Annotated in this window: 13 protein-coding genes and 1 pseudogene; 2 read left to right on the top strand and 12 right to left on the bottom strand. The window is 71.2% G+C overall.

All coding sequences use genetic code 11. The features are described from left to right. Positions 1-108 precede the first annotated feature (108 nt). Positions 109-747: a hypothetical protein gene (locus tag ACFXKZ_RS47190; RefSeq protein WP_380012770.1), complete on the bottom strand. Its 639-nt coding sequence runs from the start codon at positions 745-747 to the stop codon at positions 109-111. A 161-nt stretch (positions 748-908) separates the two neighbouring features. On the opposite strand from ACFXKZ_RS47190, the gene ACFXKZ_RS47185 reads away from it, so the two are divergent. Then, positions 909-2,153 carry a mechanosensitive ion channel family protein gene (locus ACFXKZ_RS47185; protein ID WP_380012833.1) on the top strand — a complete coding sequence of 415 codons (1,245 nt, stop codon included), beginning with the start codon at positions 909-911 and terminating at the stop codon, positions 2,151-2,153. Here the strand turns inward: ACFXKZ_RS47185 and ACFXKZ_RS47180 are convergent. The 5 genes and pseudogenes from ACFXKZ_RS47180 to ACFXKZ_RS47160 all read right to left on the bottom strand — a co-directional run bounded on the left by ACFXKZ_RS47180 (position 2,057) and on the right by ACFXKZ_RS47160 (position 7,781). After that, positions 2,057-2,656: a dienelactone hydrolase family protein gene (locus tag ACFXKZ_RS47180; RefSeq protein WP_380012767.1), complete on the bottom strand. Its 600-nt coding sequence runs from the start codon at positions 2,654-2,656 to the stop codon at positions 2,057-2,059. The two genes, ACFXKZ_RS47185 and ACFXKZ_RS47180, sit on opposite strands and share 97 nt — an antisense overlap. A 1,153-nt stretch (positions 2,657-3,809) precedes the next feature. Beyond that, positions 3,810-5,399: a Na+/H+ antiporter gene (locus ACFXKZ_RS47175; RefSeq protein ID WP_380012764.1), complete on the bottom strand. Its 1,590-nt coding sequence runs from the start codon at positions 5,397-5,399 to the stop codon at positions 3,810-3,812. An 84-nt stretch (positions 5,400-5,483) separates the two neighbouring features. Next, the gene (locus ACFXKZ_RS47170) at positions 5,484-6,428 is read right to left on the bottom strand and encodes an RluA family pseudouridine synthase (RefSeq protein ID WP_380012761.1); all 945 of its coding nucleotides are present in this window, start codon (positions 6,426-6,428) and stop codon (positions 5,484-5,486) included. Positions 6,429-6,667: 239 nt separating this feature from the next. After that, positions 6,668-7,285, bottom strand: a pseudogene (gene lspA / locus ACFXKZ_RS47165) (signal peptidase II); the annotation flags it as partial. A gap of 31 nt (positions 7,286-7,316) precedes the next feature. Then, positions 7,317-7,781: a TraR/DksA family transcriptional regulator gene (locus tag ACFXKZ_RS47160; protein ID WP_246126764.1), complete on the bottom strand. Its 465-nt coding sequence runs from the start codon at positions 7,779-7,781 to the stop codon at positions 7,317-7,319. Positions 7,782-8,409: 628 nt separating this feature from the next. Here ACFXKZ_RS47160 and ileS point away from each other — a divergent pair. Further along, complete coding sequence (gene ileS / locus ACFXKZ_RS47155; RefSeq protein WP_380012756.1) at positions 8,410-11,559, top strand: isoleucine--tRNA ligase; 3,150 nt, start codon at positions 8,410-8,412, stop codon at positions 11,557-11,559. A 126-nt stretch (positions 11,560-11,685) separates the two neighbouring features. Here ileS and ACFXKZ_RS47150 read toward each other — a convergent pair whose 3' ends face one another. The 6 genes from ACFXKZ_RS47150 to ftsZ form a co-directional block, all read right to left on the bottom strand. Then, entirely contained in the window at positions 11,686-12,975 is a 1,290-nt protein-coding gene (locus ACFXKZ_RS47150; RefSeq protein WP_380012753.1) for a DivIVA domain-containing protein, read from the bottom strand. Positions 12,976-13,020: 45 nt separating this feature from the next. Then, on the bottom strand, positions 13,021-13,305 hold the full coding sequence (locus tag ACFXKZ_RS47145) for a YggT family protein (RefSeq protein WP_020552920.1): 285 nt from the start codon (positions 13,303-13,305) through the stop codon (positions 13,021-13,023). A gap of 65 nt (positions 13,306-13,370) precedes the next feature. Further along, positions 13,371-14,015 (bottom strand): cell division protein SepF, encoded by a 645-nt coding sequence (locus tag ACFXKZ_RS47140; protein ID WP_078977600.1) that lies wholly within the window; start codon positions 14,013-14,015, stop codon positions 13,371-13,373. A 73-nt stretch (positions 14,016-14,088) separates the two neighbouring features. Further along, complete coding sequence (locus ACFXKZ_RS47135; protein WP_380012750.1) at positions 14,089-14,814, bottom strand: YggS family pyridoxal phosphate-dependent enzyme; 726 nt, start codon at positions 14,812-14,814, stop codon at positions 14,089-14,091. 43 nt (positions 14,815-14,857) lie between these two features. Then, on the bottom strand, positions 14,858-15,589 hold the full coding sequence (gene pgeF / locus ACFXKZ_RS47130) for a peptidoglycan editing factor PgeF (RefSeq protein WP_380012747.1): 732 nt from the start codon (positions 15,587-15,589) through the stop codon (positions 14,858-14,860). 72 nt (positions 15,590-15,661) lie between these two features. Next, positions 15,662-16,837 (bottom strand): cell division protein FtsZ, encoded by a 1,176-nt coding sequence (gene ftsZ / locus ACFXKZ_RS47125; RefSeq protein ID WP_380012830.1) that lies wholly within the window; start codon positions 16,835-16,837, stop codon positions 15,662-15,664. Positions 16,838-16,896: the final 59 nt, after the last annotated feature.

The raw sequence follows: 16,896 nt of genomic DNA, 5'->3' as shown, positions 1-16,896 counted from the left end.
CAGCTTGTACATCCGACCCCGCGCGTCGTCCTGAAGGTGGTGGTGACGGCGTGCGGCCCGCGACGCGCGTCAGGTTGCGCGCGCGGGGTGACACACGACCAGACGACTCTACGCGGTCCGCCCGGCCGGTCCGCCGCCCGCCTCCTCGGCGAGCAGCACCCGGGCCCGCCGCCACTGGTCGCGCGGCAGCACCGCCCGCCAGTCGATCGCCGCGAACGCCGCCTCGCGCTCGGGGCCCAACCGTCGGGTCGCCCGCGCGGCGGCCAGGCGCAGCAGCGGGAGCGGCCGGGTCGGCAGGCCCACCCGGGCGGTCTCGCGCTTGAGGTTGGGCCACCACACGGTCGCCGCGTCGGTCAACTCCCCCTCGGCGGCACCCAGTCGGCGAAAGGCGGCGAGCCGCCCGATCGCCCGCGAGATCACCCACTGGACCAGCGCGGCGAGGCCGAACAGCACCAGCAGCGCGATCCCCAGGGGCGGAAACAGGAACAGCGCCGGAAGGCCGATGACCACCAGCAGATACTTGACCAGAAAGACGAATTCCAGCCGGCCCAGCACCACCTTGCCCACCAGGTAGCGGATCAGCAGGGCGGTCTGGCGCGCGGTGAGCCGGGTGTCCACGTCCGGGTCGAAGGCGGTCGCGCCGGCCTCGGCGGAGCGCTGCTCCGCGGCCCGGGAGGCGGTGCGGAACCGCTGTCCGCGCCGCATCGCGCCGAAGCCGGCCCTGCCGATCCTGGTCCATTTGGACATCGCGCGTCCTCCGTGCCGTGCACCACCCGAACTCGCACGTTATCGCCCCCGCGAACCCCCGGGGCGCTTCCCGCGCGCCCCGCGAGGCGATGGGTGACCTCGGCGGGCTCGGGTACCGTACGGGTTTGACCGCAAGCCCCTGGGAGGCCTTCGACGTGGACGTGTGGCACATACTTCGCCCGCTGATCGTGCTCGTCTCGGTGATCGCCTTCACGGGCCTGGTGACCTGGGGAATGGCTCGCCTGGCCCGCGAAGTTCAGACCCGCAAACCACTGACCGGACCACTGTGGTCGATGGCGCGGCGCGGCCGCGCCTCGATCGTGGCGACCCTCGGCACCTCGATGTTGTTGCTCGCCGAGCCCGCCGCCGCGCTGCCCGAGCGCAGCCGGGGGATGCTCCGGCACATCCTGGTGCTCTCGGTGATCGCGGCCTGCTCGTGGCTGATCGTGCACGCGGTCACCCTGCTGGTGAACACCTCGTTCGAGCGCTACGCGGCGAACGCGACGGACACCGGCCGGGTACGCCGGATACAAACCCAGATCGCGCTGATCCGACGCACGGCGGTGGCGATCGTCGGGATCATCACCTTCGCGGCGATGATCATGACCTTCCCGGGCATGAAGACGATCGGAACCAGCCTGCTCGCCTCCGCCGGCCTGCTCGGCGTGGTGGCCGGTCTGGCCGCGCAGAGCGCACTGGCCAACCTGTTCGCCGGGTTGCAGATCGCGTTCAGCGACATGGTCCGGATCGGCGACTCGGTGGTGGTCAACCAGGAGATGGGCACGATCGAGGAGATCACCCTGACCTACCTGGTGGTCAACACGTGGGACCAGCGCCGGATCGTGATGCCGGTGTCCTACTTCACCTCGCGGCCGTTCGAGAACTGGTCGCGCACCGACACCCGGATGACCGGGACGGTGTTCCTGCACCTGGACCACTCGGCGCCGGTGAGCGAACTGCGCGAGGAACTGCACCGGATCCTCAAGGACACCGGCCTGTGGGACGGCCAGGGCTGGAGCCTGTACGTCACCGACACCACGCCGACCACGATCCTGATCCGCGCGGTGGTCACCGCCCGCGACTCCGACGACCTGTGGACGCTGCGCTGCGAGGTCCGCGAGAAGCTGCTCGACTACCTGCGCCGCGAACACCCGTACGCACTGCCCCGCATCGCCACCGCGCCCGCGCCGCTGGGCAACGAGGCCGTGGGCCCGTACAGCGGCAACGGGCGCTTCGCGAAGGCGCGCCCGACCCCGCAGGTGCCCGCGCAGACCGGCCCGCGCAAGTACGTGAGCCTGGCCAAGAAGCCTCAGTCGCTGGCCGCCGCGGCCGCCGCGGCCGAGTCGATCTCGTTGAGGAAGTCCGAGGCGATCGCCCAGGCCCGCGCGGCGGCCTCGCGGTCGTAGTCCGGCAGCCCGGGATCGGTGAACAGGTGACCGGCGCCCCGGTAGCGGTGGATCTCCACATCGGCCCCGGCGCGGCGCATGCCCAGATACCAGGTCCCCAGCCAGTCCTCGGTCTCGAACGGATCGGGCTCGGCCACATGCAACTGCACCGGCACCTCCGTCACGGCATCCTCACGCAGGTCGGAGGTGCCGTGGAACATCAAGAGCCCGGCCGCGGTGCGATCGGCGAACACGGCATTCTGCGCAATCGAGGCCCCCAGCGAAAACCCCGCATAAACAAGCCCCTCCCCCAGCCCGGCCGCCACCTTCACGGCCCGCCGGATCAACTCGTCCGCACCGATCTCATCCTTGATCTCCATGCCTTCCTCGATCGACTCGGTGCAACGCCCGTCATACAAATCAGGCACCACCACCTCATGCCCGAGCCCCCGCAACCACCCGGCCGCATCCTGAACAGCGGGCCGCAGCCCATAGGCCGAGTGCAACAACACAATGCGGGCCACGACAACAAATCCTTCCGAAGACCAATCCCCACACAACAAACCCCCAACGGTACCCGCCCACACGGCGTACCCCGACAGGCCCGACTGGTCGCCGACGCGCGGGGCCGGAGGATGATCGAGCCGAGTCGAGTCCGCCGAGGAGCCTCCGAGTGCTTTCGGCGAGAGTCGCGCTTCGGCTACGGAGGGCCGGTCAGGAACCTGCCCGAGTCGGCAATGGGCCGCCCCGGCGTGCGGGGCTCCAAGACTTGGCGCTCTCGACGAGGCGGGCGTGTTGCTCGGCGAAAAAGCGACCGGCAGCGGCGGGCGGGGCGGGCGCTCGGGTCGAGTTCGCCGGGCGTGCGTTCCCGAATGGGTCGGGTGCTTCCGGCGGAGGTTGCGCTTGTGGGGTTGCCGGTGGCTGGTGCGGGGCCGGTCTGCGTCGGCGGGTTGGCCGCCGCGGGCGTGCGGGGCTCCGAGACCTGGGACTCCCGACGAGGCGGGTGTGTCGGTCGGCGAAAAAGCGGCCGGCAGCGGCGGGCGGGGCGGGCGCTCGGGTCGGGTTCGCCGGGCGTGCGTTCCCGATGGGTCGGGTGCTTCCGGCGGGGGTTGCGCTTTGGGTTGCGGGTGGCTGGTGCGGGGCTAGACGCATGGCTCCCGACGATACGGGCGCATTGGTCGGTGAAAAAGCGGCCGGCAGCGGCGGGCAGGGAGGGCGCTCGGGTCGGGTTCGCCGGGCGTGCGTTCCCGAGTGGGTCGGGTGCTTCCGGCGCACGTTGCGCTTGTGGTTGCGGGTGGCTGGTGCGGGGCCGGTCCGAGTCGGTGGTGGGCCGCTGCCGGCTCCGGCCGGCCCCGCACCGGCCGCCCGCAAGCAAGGCGCAGCCCGCACCCAACCGAAGCACAGCAGCCCCGAGCGGCCTCCCGGGCCCAGCCGCCCCCAGCCCGTCCGGCGTTTGAGGACAACTCGCCGCAGACGCCTGCGGACCGCAGCGCCCATCGCCGAACGCAACCGAAAACCCAGCCCGTCCGGCGTTTGAGGACAACTCGCCGCAGACGCCTGCGGACCGCAGCGCCGGTCGCCGGACCCAACCGAAAACCCAGCCCGTCCGGCGTTTGAGGACGGCCCCACTCACAGCGGCCAAGTTCGGCGAAAAGGCCCTCCGAGGCGGCCCCCGCCTCACCGCACGCTGCGTAGGTCCAGTCGCCGCAGGACGCGGTCGGCCGCCGCCGGGTCGACCCCTCGGCGCCCCCGGGCCGCAATCACCTCGCGTCGCGCCGCCGCCGTCATCTCGGCCTCGATCTCGTGCAGGAGCTTGATCCGTCGTGAGCGCTCGACCACCGCGTCGGCCAGTTCCTCGCCCGCGCCCTCCGGCTTCAGCTCGGCCAGCAGCGCCTTCTGCCGGGCCCGCAGCCGCTGCACCATCTCGTCCGGGAGGTCGCGCTGCTCGTCCAGTTCGCGCAGCCGATGCAGTGCGGCCTTCGTCGCCGCCGCCGCGATCCGGCGCTCCTCGTGGCTCTCCGCGTCGTCCGTCTCCGAGACCCCGAGCCGGCGCACCAGCCACGGCAGGCTGACCCCCTGGAGCAGCAGCGTCACCACGATCACGCAGAACGCGATCGCGATCAGCCGTTGCCGCTCGGGGAAGGCCCCACCCGCGTCGGTGCTCAGCGGCAGCGCCAGCGCGAGCGCGATCGTCACCACGCCGCGCATCCCGGCCCACCACACCACCACGGTCTCGCGCGGATCCGGGGTCTGGGTCTCGCCGGTGGTCGGCAGCCGCGCGTGCAGCCGCCGGGCCAGCGCCGCAACCGGGAACAACCACAGGCCCCGCACCACGATCAGGGTCAACACCACCGCGCCGGCCTCCAGGAACAGCCGGCCCCGATCGCCCCGCAGGTCGTGGAAGATCTCCCACATCTCCAGGCCGATCACCCCGAACGCGACACCGGTCACGACCAGGTCGACGACCTCCCAGAACGAGCGCCCGGTGAGCCGGCCGACCACGTTGTCCGCGTCCTCGGCGACCGAGCCCAGGTAGAACGCGGTGGTCAACACCGCGAGCACGCCGGAGCCGTGCAGTTCGTCGGCGACCACGTAGGCCAGGAACGGCACCAGGAGCGTGAGCAACGTCTGCAGCGTGGGCTCGTCCAGCCGGGCGAGCAACAACCGCCCGGCCAGCCCGACCGCGAAGCCGATCCCGACGCCGACCACCGCGGACAACGCCAACATGCCCGCCGCCCCGACGGGCGAGAACGTACCGCCGACCACCGCCGCGACCGCGACCTGGTAGAGCACGAGCGAGGTGACGTCGTTGAACAGCCCCTCGCCCTCCAGGATCGCCACCAGCCGCCGCGGCAGCCGCAGACTCCCGGCCACCGCCGTCGCCGCCACCGGATCCGGCGGCGCCACCAGCGCGCCCAGCGCGACCGCGCCCGCGAGCGGCAGCCCGGGGACCATCGCGTCCGCCACGGCCGCCACCGCCGCCGTGGTCACCAGCACGAGTGCGACCGCGAGCAGCGTGATCGGCCGGGCGTTGGCCGCGAACTCGCGCCAACTCGACCGCTGCGCCGCCGCGTACAACAGCGGCGGCAACAGCAGCGGCAGCAGCAGGTCGGGGTCGATCCGCAGGTTCGGCACGAACGGCAGCCACCCGAGCAGCACGCCGTACAGCGTCAGCAACACCGGAAACGGCAGCCGCAATCGGCCCGCGAGCGGCACCACCAAGACCGTGCCGAACATCAACAGGAACAGCAGCGTGAGCTGACCCACTCCACCCCCAGACCGATCGAGCGCGATTCGATCTTGGAGGCTTCCCCGAATCTCCGCCGAATCACCGACCGGCGGGCAATTGCCTCACCTGTCGGTGACCCGCTCCAGGGTCGCGGTCAGGTCGGCCGGGTAGCCGCTCTCGTACTGCACCCACGTGCCGTCGCCGGGGTGCTCGAAGGCCAGGCTCACCGCGTGCAGCCACTGCCGCTCCAGGCCCAGCCGCTTGGACAGCGTCGGGTCCGCGCCATAGGTCAGGTCGCCCACGCACGGGTGCCGCAGCGCCGCCATGTGCACCCGGATCTGGTGGGTGCGCCCGGTCTCCAGCTTGATCGACAGCAGACTCGCGGCGCGGAACGCCTCGATCGTGTCGTAGTGCGTGACGCTGGGCTTGCCGCCCGTCACCACGGCCCACTTGTAGTCGTGCGTGGGGTGCCGGTCGATCGGCGCGTCGATGGTGCCGGTGTGCGGGTCCGGGTGGCCCTGGACCAGCGCGTGGTAGCGCTTGTCCACCGTGCGGTCGCGGAACTGCTGCTTGAGCAGCGTGTAGGCGCGCTCCGACTTGGCCACCACCATCAGCCCCGAGGTGCCCACGTCCAGGCGGTGCACCACGCCCTGGCGCTCGGCCGCGCCGGAGGTGGAGATCCGGTAGCCGGCAGCCGCGAGGCCGCCGACCACGGTGGTGCCGGTCCAGCCGGGGCTGGGGTGCGCGGCGACGCCGATCGGCTTGTCGATCACCACGATGTGGTCGTCGTCGTGCACGATCCGCATGCCGGGCACGGGTTCGGCGACGAGTTGCACCGGCCGGGGCGCGCCCGGCATCTCGACCTCGATCCAGGCTCCGCCGACCACCCGGTCGGACTTGCCCGCCGCCCGGCCGTCGAGCTGCACCTTCCCGGCGGCGGCCAGCTCGGCCGCCTTGGTGCGCGAGAAGCCGAACATCCGCGAGAGCGCGGCATCGACCCGCTCGCCTTCGAGGCCGTCGGGAACGGGAAGCGTGCGGATTTCGGGGGAGCCGGGATTGACAGTCACGAGATACGAGTATGCCCGGCATCCGGACCGGACTCGACGGCGTGGTCGCCGTCCCGGTCCCCGGCGGCCCGCTCGGCGGTCCCGGAGGACGCCGCCGCGGGCGCCCGAGTGGCCCCGGCAGGCGCGTCGGCGACCCCGTTCCCGGCCTCCGCGTCCGAGCGCCTGCCCCCGTCCGCGCGCTCGTCCCCGTCCGCCGGCGTCGCCTCGTCCGCGCCCTCGTCCTCGTCCCCGCCCTCGTCGTCACCCTCCCGCGTACCGTCCGGCTGCAGGCCCAGGAACGACAGCAGCACGATCAGGCAGCCACCCACCACGATCGCCGAGTCGGCCAGGTTGAAGATCGCGAAGTGCTTGGGCGCGATGAAGTCCACCACGTGGCCCTCGAACACGCTGGGCGAGCGGAAGATCCGGTCGGTGAGGTTGCCGAGCGCACCGCCGAGCAGCAGGCCCAGGGCGATCGCCCAGGGCAGGCTGTTCAGCTTGCGGGCCAGCCGCAGGATCACCACGATCACCGCGCTGGCGATCACCGTGAGCACGATGGTCAGCCCCTGGCCCATGCCGAACGCCGCGCCCGCGTTGCGGGTGGCCCGGAACTGAAGCCAGTCGCCGAGGATGTCGATCGGGGCGTGGTATTCGAGCTTCTTCACCACGATCAGCTTGCTGATCAGGTCCAGGGCGTAGGCGACGGCCGCGACCCCGAGCAGGACCAGGATGTAGCGACGGGTACGCGAACCGGCGGGCACGGTCGGCTCGTCGCCGTCCGCCCCGCCCCCGGTCGCCCCGGTGTCCGGCTCCCCCGCGGGGGCCTGCGACTCCGCGTCTTCCCGTCGTTCCGCTCCGGTGCCGATGGCGTGCTCCAGTCCTCGGACGCGCCGCCGGCGGCCGCGGCGGCTACCGGCGCTCTTCGCGCTGCTTGCAGGTCACACACAGGGTCGCACGCGGGAACGCCTGCAGGCGCGCCTTGCCGATGGCCGAGCCACACGACTCGCAGGCCCCGTATGTCCCGTCGGCGAGGCGCCGCAGCGCCTTCTCCGACTGGAGCAGCATGCCACGCGCGTTGTTGGTCAGGGACATCTCGTGCTCGCGCTCGAAGTTCTTGGTCCCGGTGTCCGCCTGATCGTCGCCCGCGCCCTCCCCCGAGTCGCGCAGCAGATCGGCGATGCCGTTCTCCGACACGGCGATCTCGGCGCGCAACTCGTGCGCGGTCTCGATCAGACCCTCGCGCACCTCGCGCAGCTCCGCGTCGTCCCAGGGGTCCTCCCCCGGCCGGACGATGTACATCGTCGGCTCATGGAACCCGCTCGGCGGTGTCGGGAGCGTCGCGGTCGAGGTGGTCACGTGTGCAGGTGCCTTCACGGTGCGTCCCGTTCCTCCCCGTACCGAGGCTCGCGGCGCGGCCGTCGTGGTCGCACGACGCGTCCGCCCGCCACTCGCCTTCTCTGTATCCGTCATGTTCACGGCCCCCTTGTTTCGCTTAGGGATGGGTCGCCCCGGACAACCGGACGCGCCGTCCCGTCACAGAGTGCGCCGGGGCGGCGACGTAAATCGGTTGTGCCCAGACGCAACCACGCTTATCCCTCTTCTACGTGTCCCGTTCGTTACCGGTTCCCGAGCGGATCGTTATGCACCTGGGGGCGGGTGAACTCGGAGGCGCGAGGGTCCGCGCGGGTCGTACAATCCGCAGAGCGAGACGGTGTCGATGGGGACGAGTAGCGTCGCACGCAGCCGCCAGCGACCCGGGGACGGTGTGAGCCCGGGGGTGTGCGCGAGGTGAAGATCACCCCGGAGCTGTCGGAGGAAAGGTCGGTCCGGTTGCGGAGCGACCCGTAGAACCGACCCTCGCGCAGATGAGAGGGTTGTGCCCGCCCGGGCACGGTAGGCAAATCGGGCGGCGCGCGGCCAAGAAGGGTGGTACCGCGGGATCGGCCGACGGCCGTCTCGTCCCTTCGGTAGGCACGCATCACAGCCCGCGGAAGGAAGCCACATGTACCGCCCGGTACCGGCGCAGGTCGACCTGCCCGCCATGGAGCACGAGGTCCTCGCGTTCTGGCGGGACAACGACATCTTCGAGCGCTCCCTCGCGCAGAACGCCGACGGCCCCCGCTGGGTCTTCTACGAGGGCCCGCCGACGGCCAACGGCATGCCGGGGGCGCACCACATCGAGGCGCGCGTGTTCAAGGACGTGTTCCCGCGCTACCGCACGATGCGCGGCTACAACGTGCCGCGCAAGGCCGGGTGGGACTGCCACGGCCTGCCCGTCGAGCTGGCCGTGGAGAAGCAGTTGGGCTTCTCCGGCAAGCCGGACATCGAGCGCTACGGGATCGCCGAGTTCAACGCGAAGTGCCGCGAGTCGGTGATGACGCACGTGGGCGCGTTCGAGGAACTGACCACCCGGATGGGCTACTGGGTCGACATGTCCAAGGCGTACCGGACGATGGATCCGGAGTACGTCGAGTCGGTCTGGTGGTCGCTCAAGCAGATCTTCGACAAGGGCCTGCTGACCCAGGACTACCGGGTCGCGCCGTGGTGCCCGCGCTGCGGCACCGGGCTGTCCGACCACGAACTGGCGCAGGGCTACGAGACGGTCGTCGACCCCTCGGTCTACGTGCGCTTCCCGCTCACCTCCGGGCCGCTGGCCGGGCAGGCGGCGCTGCTCGTGTGGACGACCACGCCGTGGACGCTGGTGTCCAACACCGCCGCCGCGGTGCACCCCGACGTGACCTACGTGGTGGCCACCGACGGCAACGAACGTCTCGTGGTCGCCGAGCCGCTCCTGGCGAAGGCGCTCGGCGAGGGCTGGGCGGCCACCGGCGAGCGCTTCACCGGCCGCGAGATGGAACGCTGGGCCTACCGGCGCCCGTTCGACCTGCTGCCGCTGGAGGACGCGAACTTCGTGGTGCTCGCGGAGTACGTCACCACCGAGGACGGCTCCGGTGTCGTGCACCAGGCGCCCGCGTTCGGCGCGGACGACCTGGAGACCTGCCGCGCGTACGGCCTGCCGGTGGTCAACCCGGTGCGCCCCGACGGCACCTTCGAGGCCGAGCTGCCGCTGGTCGGCGGACAGTTCTTCAAGAAGGCCGACGAGGCCCTGGTGGCCGATCTGCGGGCCCGCGGGCTGCTGTTCCGGCACCTGGAGTACGAGCACAGCTACCCGCACTGCTGGCGCTGCCACACCGCGCTGCTCTACTACGCGCAGCCGTCCTGGTACGTGCGCACCACCGCGGTCAAGGACGCGCTGCTGCGCGAGAACGAGCGGACCAACTGGCACCCGGACACGGTCAAGTGGGGCCGCTACGGCGACTGGCTGAACAACAACATCGACTGGGCGCTCTCGCGCAACCGCTTCTGGGGCACCCCGCTGCCCATCTGGCGGTGCGAGGAGGGGCACCTGACCTGCGCCGGCTCGCTGGCCGAACTCTCCGAGCTGACCGGGCGCGACCTGTCGGGCCTGGACCCGCACCGGCCGTACATCGACGAGGTCGTCTTCGGCTGCCCGGCCAAGGCGGCCGACGGCACCGCGTGCGGCGAGCAGGCGACCCGGGTGCCCGAGGTGATCGACGCCTGGTACGACTCGGGGTCGATGCCGTTCGCCCAGTTCGGCTACCCGTACCGCAACCGCGAGTTGTTCGAGCAGTCCTACCCGGCGCAGTTCATCTCCGAGGCGATCGACCAGACCCGCGGCTGGTTCTACACGCTGATGGCGGTCGGCACGCTGGTGTTCGACAGGTCGTCCTACGAGAACGTGGTCTGCCTGGGGCACATCCTGGCCGAGGACGGCCGCAAGATGTCCAAGCACCTGGGCAACATCCTGGAGCCGATCCCGCTGATGGACCGGCACGGCGCCGACGCGGTGCGCTGGTTCATGGCCGCGGGCGGCTCGCCGTGGTCGGCCCGCCGGGTCGGGCACGGCACCATCCAGGAGGTGGTCCGCAAGACGCTGCTGACCTACTGGAACACGGTCAGCTTCCAGGCCCTGTACGCGCGCACCGGCGGCTGGACGCCGAGCGCGAGCGACCCGGCCCCGGCCGACCGCCCGCTGCTCGACCGGTGGCTGCTGTCCGAGCTGAACACCCTCGTGGGCGACGTGGACGCGGCCCTGGAGGCCTACGACACGCAGCGCGCGGGCAAGGCGCTCACCGCGTTCGTGGACGACCTGTCGAACTGGTACGTGCGCCGGTCCCGGCGGCGGTTCTGGAACGCGGACCCGGCCGCGCTGGCCACGCTGCACGAGGCGTTGGTCACGGTGACGAAGCTGATGGCGCCGCTGGTGCCGTTCATCACCGAGCGGGTCTGGCAGGACCTGGTGCGTCCGGTCACCGCCGACGCCCCCGAGTCGGTGCACATGGCGACCTGGCCGAGCACGGACGCGGCCCTCGTACAGCCCGAACTGGGGCGGCAGATGGCGCTGGTGCGGCGCCTGGTCGAGTTGGGCCGGGCCACCCGGGCGGACTCCGGCGTCAAGACCCGGCAGCCGCTGGGCCGGGCGCTGATCGGCGCGAGCGGCTGGGACGAATTGTCCGACGAACTGCGCGCGCAGATCGCCGAGGAGCTGAACGTGGTCTCGGTGGCGGCGCTGTCCGAGGCGGGCGGCGACCTGGTCGAGTACAGCGCGAAGGGCAACTTCCGGGCCCTGGGCAAGCGGTTCGCCAAGCGCACCCCGGTGGTGGCCGGTGCCATCGCGGCGGCCGACGCGGCGGCCCTGGCGGCGGCGCTGCGTACCTCGGGCACCGCGGTGGTCGAGGTCGAGGGCGAGCCGGTGGAGGTGGTGGCCGAGGAGGTCATCGTCACCGAAACCCCGCGCGAGGGCTGGACGGTGGCCGGCCAGGACGGCGCGACCGTGGCGCTCGACCTGACCATCACCCCCGAACTGCGGCTCGCGGGTCTGGCCCGGGACGTGGTCCGGCTGATCCAGGAGGCGCGCAAGAACAGCGGCCTGGAGGTGTCCGACCGGATCCTGGTGTGGTGGGCCGCGGACGAGTCGGAGGAGACCACGTCGGCGCTGCTCGCGCACGGCGGCCAGGTCGCCGAGGAGGTGCTGGCGACGCAGTTCGCCCAGGGCTCCCCGGAGGACGAGGAGTTGTTCGAGCACGGCGACCCCGCGCTCGGTCTGCGGTTCTGGCTGCGCAAGGTCTGACCGGCCGGGCGGGGCGGCTCGGGTCGCCCCGCCCGTGTCGTACCCGGACCGGGAAAACCGAGAAGCGCCCGTCCCCCCGGAGGGGGCGGGCGCTTCTCGGATGACCGACCGACGCTCAGTGGCCGGTCAGTTGTCGGGGTCCTCGTCGATCAGGAACCCGCGCATCGGCGACGGCTGCTGCATCTGCTGCGGCTGCGGAGCCTGCGGACGCACCGGCGACATCTGCTGCGTCATCGCCGGGCTCATCTGCTGCCCGATCGACGGCGTCATGGCCGGCGACATCGACGACGGCTGGGACATCGACTGGCCCATGGACGGAGCCATCGCCTGCGACATCGGTACCGGCGCGGACGACATGGCCGGCGGCAACGAGGCCGTGGCCGGGGTCCGCGGCGGCGCGAGCGAGTCGTCGGCCTGCGACTCCAGCTGACGCAGCTGGCTCTCCAGGTACGACTTCAGCCGCGTGCGGTACTCGCGCTCGAACGCGCGCAGGTCGTCGACCTTGCGCTCGAGCGTGGCGCGGGCACTCTCCAGCGAGCCCATCGCGACGCGGTGCTTCTCCTGCGCGTCACGCTCCAGGGCGTCGGCCTTGGACCGCGCGTCGCGCTCCATGCCCTCGGCCCGGGTGCGCGCCTCGCCCACTATCTTGTTCGCCTCGGAGCGGGCCTCGGCGATCGCCTGGTCGGCCGTCTGCTGCGCCAGCGCGAGCACTCGGGCGGCGCTGTCGCCACCGGGGTTGCCCATCTGCTGCTGCGGTCCACCCGGACCGAGCTGCGGCGGGCCACCCTGCAGCTGGTGCTGCTGAAGCTGCTGCTGGTGCTGCGGCGGGCCCTGGAGCTGGTGCTGGCCGCTCATGCCGGGACCGCCCATGCCGGGGCCGCCCTGCAATTGATGCTGACCGGGCTGCAGTTGGTGCTGCTGCTGACCGGGCAGCTGGTGCTGACCGCTCTGCATGCCGGGGCCGCCCTGCAACTGGTGCTGCGGCGGACCCTGCAGCTGGTGCTGACCGCTCATGCCGGGACCGAGCTGCTGCGGTCCCCCCATGGGGTGCTGCTGCGGTCCACCGGGACCGAGCTGCTGCGGGCCGCCCTGCATCGGATGCTGGCCGCCCTGCATTCCCTGCGGCCCACCCATCTGGGGCGGCGGGGGAACCGGGGTCGGCCCGGATATGGCTGCCGGGACGGGTGCGTCGGGGCGTTCGCGCTCCTTGCGCTGCTGGGCCTGCTGCTGACTCTGCGCGGCGGCCCTGGTCGCCGCCGCGAGTTTCGCTCGCAGATCCTCGTTTTCCCGGAGAAGTCGGGTCAGTTCGCCCTCGACCTCATCGAGGAACGCATCGACCTCGTCCTCGTCATAGCCCTCGCGGAGACGGACGGTCGTGAACTGCTTGTTACGCACGTCTTCGGGGGTCAACGGCATCTCTTCACCTCAGCGTGATCGTCGGCATCGGACAGACGGTACCGCTTACAGCCTGCCCACGACGGAGATCAGGATGTAGACGATGATCATCAGTACGAAGAAGGACAGGTCGAGTGCTACACCCCCGAGGCGCAGCGGAGGAATGAACCTGCGCAGCAACTTCAACGGTGGATCGGTGATGGAGTACGTCGCCTCCAGCAGTACCACCATGGCCCCGCGCGGCTCGTACGACCGCGCGAACTGGAACACGTAGTCCATCACCAAGCGGAAGAACAACACGATCAAAAAGCAGTAGAGCACGATGCGGATGATCTCCAGCGCGATGCTCATTTACCTGCCCCCTCGTGTGCCGTCCCTCTGGTCAGGACCGCACCTAGCCTCAGTTTTCGCACACCTCAGCTCTGATTGAAGAACCCGCCCTCAGCGATGCGGGCCTTGTCCTCGGCTGTCACATCGACGTTAGCAGGCGATAGGAGGAAGACTTTTTGGGTGACCCGTTCGATGCTGCCGTGCAGGCCGAACACGAGCCCCGCGGCGAAGTCCACCAGGCGCTTGGCGTCGGTGTCCTCCATTTCGGTCAGGTTCATGATCACGGGCGTGCTCTCGCGAAAGTGCTCGCCGATCGTGCGGGCTTCGTTGTAGGTACGCGGGTGCAGCGTCGTGATGCGGTAGGGCTCACGTTCGCTGACGACTTTGTGTACGGTCACCGGTGTGCTGCTCTCGGGACGGCGTTCGGGCATGGCGGACACTGTTGCGCGGTGTTCTTCGAGGCGGCCTTCGTCGCGAAGGGCCCCCGCTTCGCGGAGGGCAGTAGCTCCACGAACGGGATCGTCGCGACGTTCCCGCGATTCCCCACGCGGTTCGCGTACTTCACGTGGCTCCTCACGACGCTCGTCCCGTCGCTCCTCGCGACGATCGGTGCGCTCGACCCGGTCGCGGCCGTCCTGGCCGATGTCGTCCTCATCGTAATCGTCATACTCGTAGACATCGTCCTCCACGAGGCCGAGGTAGACCGCCATCTTGCGCATTGCGCCGGCCATGTTCCGCTTCCTCCGGTCTCACGGTGGATCGGCTGAGGTCACCGTGGGTCGTGCGATCCACTTCACGGCGACGCTACCGGAGGGAGGGCCGGACTCCGAGCACCGCAGTACCGATGCGTACATGTGTCGCCCCGGCCTCGATGGCCGCTTCGAGGTCGTTGCTCATCCCCGCGGAAACCATGTTCGCAGCCGGATGGGCTTCGCGTAGGCGGGTTGCGATTTCTCGCAACCGGGCGAACGCGCGGGCGGGTTCGACGCCGAGCGGGGCCACCGCCATCACTCCGCCGAGGGTCAGCCGCGGCGCCGCGGCCACGGCGTCGGCGAGTTCGGCCAGGTCGGTCGCGGACACCCCACCGCGGGCGGGGTCTTCGTCCAGGCTGACCTGCAACAGCGCGGTGATCGAACGTTGTTGCCGCTCGGCCGCCGCGGACAGCGCGTGGGCGAGCCGAATCCGGTCGAGCGAGTGCACCACATCGGCGTAACCGGCCACCGATTTGGCCTTGTTGGTCTGCAACTGGCCGACATAGTGCCAACGAAGGTCGAGATCGTTCGTGGCCGCCGCCTTCGGCGCGGCCTCCTGGTCGCGGTTCTCGCCGACGTCGCGGACGCCGAGTTCGGCGAGCAGGCGCACGTCGCTCGCGGGGTGGGTCTTGGTCACCACGACGAGGGTGACGTCCTCGGGCGAGCGGCCGGCCGCGGTGCACGCGGCGGCGATCCGGGCCCGGACGTCGGCCAGGTTGGCGGCTAGCTCGGCCCGCCGGTGGGCGGTCGTGGCGGTCGCTGAATCGGGCGTGTCCATGGGCCCATCGTCGCCGACGCCGGCCCGCCGCGCCCGGGCGGGGTCAGTCCTCGGCGAGCCACACGTAGCCGGCGATCCGACCCGTGGCGCGGTCGCGCCGATAGGAGAAATGGTCGGCCGACTCGCGCGTGCAGATGTGCGATTTCTCACCCGACACGACCCCCTGCGCGGCGAGTTGCGCCCACACTCCGGCCGGTATATCGAGCCCGGGCGTGCCCTGGCGGGTACGTGCGCGGGCCGCGGGGACGAGTGCGGACACTTCGTCGCACATCGCCTCGGGAACCTCGTAACAGGCGCCGCAGACGGCCGGTCCGGTCCACGCCTCGATCCGCGCGGGGTCGGCGCCGAGGCCGCGCATCGCCTCGATCGTGGCGGGCACCACACCGGCGGCCAGCCCCGGACGGCCCGCGTGCGCGGCGCCGATCACGCCGGCGTGCGGATCGGCGAGCAGTACCGGGGTGCAGTCGGCGACCAGCACCGCGAGCGCGAGGCCGCGGGTCACGGTGACCACGGCGTCGGTGCCGGGCACCGGCTCGGCGCTCGGACCGGTCAGCACGGCCACCGTGTCGCCGTGCACCTGGTTCATCCACACCACCCGATCGGCCGACAGCCCCAACGCCTCGGCGGTACGCGCCCGGTTGACGGCCACCACCTCCGGGTCGTCGCCCACATGGTCGCCGAGGTTCAACTCGTCATACGGCGCGGCGCCCGTGCCGCCCCACCGGTCGGTGAAGGCGAAACGGGCGCCGCCGGAAGCGGCCCTTCGCGTGAACACGTGCGGGCCACCTCGTGGTCTGTCGAATTGTTTCGAACTCTTGCGTCGCCGACTGCCGGCGACGTTTTCCTTCTACTTCATGAACGGCGGGATGTCGAGATCCAGATCGTCCTTGATCGGTTCCGGCACCAGCGGGGTGCGCGGACCCGGCGTGGTCGGGGTCTGGTACGTCGTCTGCGGCGGGTCGTTGAGCACGCCCTGCCCGATGCCCGAGCCGCCCTGGCGACCGGTCGGTTCGGGGCGGACGGGCGGCTGCGGCGGCGCCACCGCCGGCTTGCCCAACTCGCTCTTGGACGGCGGTTGCCCGCCGTCGAAGCCGGCCGCGATCACGGTGACCCGGACCTCGTCGCCGAGCGCATCGTCGATCACCGCGCCGAAGATGATGTTGGCCTCGGGGTGCGCCGCCTCGCTGACCAGCTGCGCTGCCTCGTTGATCTCGAACAGACCGAGGTCGGAGCCGCCGGAGATGGACAGCAGCACGCCCCGGGCACCGTCGATCGACGCCTCCAGGAGCGGGCTGGAGATGGCCATCTCGGCCGCCGCCACCGCGCGATCGTCGCCGCGCGCCGAGCCGATCCCCATCAGCGCGGAACCCGCCTCCGACATCACCGACTTGACGTCGGCGAAGTCGAGGTTGATCAGGCCGGGCGTGGTGATCAGGTCGGTGATGCCCTGGACACCGGACAGCAGCACCTGGTCGGCCGATCGGAACGCGTCCAGGACGCTGACCTGCCGGTCGGAGATGGACAGCAGTCGGTCGTTCGGGATCACGATCAGCGTGTCGACCTCGTCGCGCAGTTGCGCGATGCCGTCCTCGGCCTGGTTCGCGCGGCGCCGTCCCTCGAAGGTGAACGGGCGCGTGACCACGCCGATGGTGAGCGCGCCGAGCGAGCGGGCGATGTTGGCCACCACGGGGGCGCCGCCGGTGCCGGTGCCGCCGCCCTCGCCCGCCGTGACGAAGACCATGTCGGCCCCCTTGAGGACCTCCTCGATCTCCTCGCGGTGGTCCTCGGCGGCCTTGCGCCCGACATCGGGATTCGCCCCGGCCCCCAGGCCGCGGGTGAGTTCGCGGCCGACGTCGAGCTTGACGTCGGCATCGCTCATGAGGAGGGCTTGGGCGTCGGTGTTGATCGCGATGAACTCGACGCCCTTGAGACCGACCTCGATCATCCGGTTGATGGCGTTGACCCCGCCACCGCCGATACCGACCACCTTGATGACTGCGAGGTAGTTCTGGGGTGCTGCCACGTCGAAGGCCTCTCGCCTCGAGTTCCGGTCGGCGTGCCGTGGTTCCGGCATGCCGACAT

Source organism: Embleya sp. NPDC059237, assembly GCF_042754105.1.
In the GTDB taxonomy this organism is placed as follows: domain Bacteria; phylum Actinomycetota; class Actinomycetes; order Streptomycetales; family Streptomycetaceae; genus Embleya.
The sequence above is the reverse complement of the archived record's forward strand: the minus strand, read 5'-3'. Positions and strand labels throughout refer to the sequence as shown.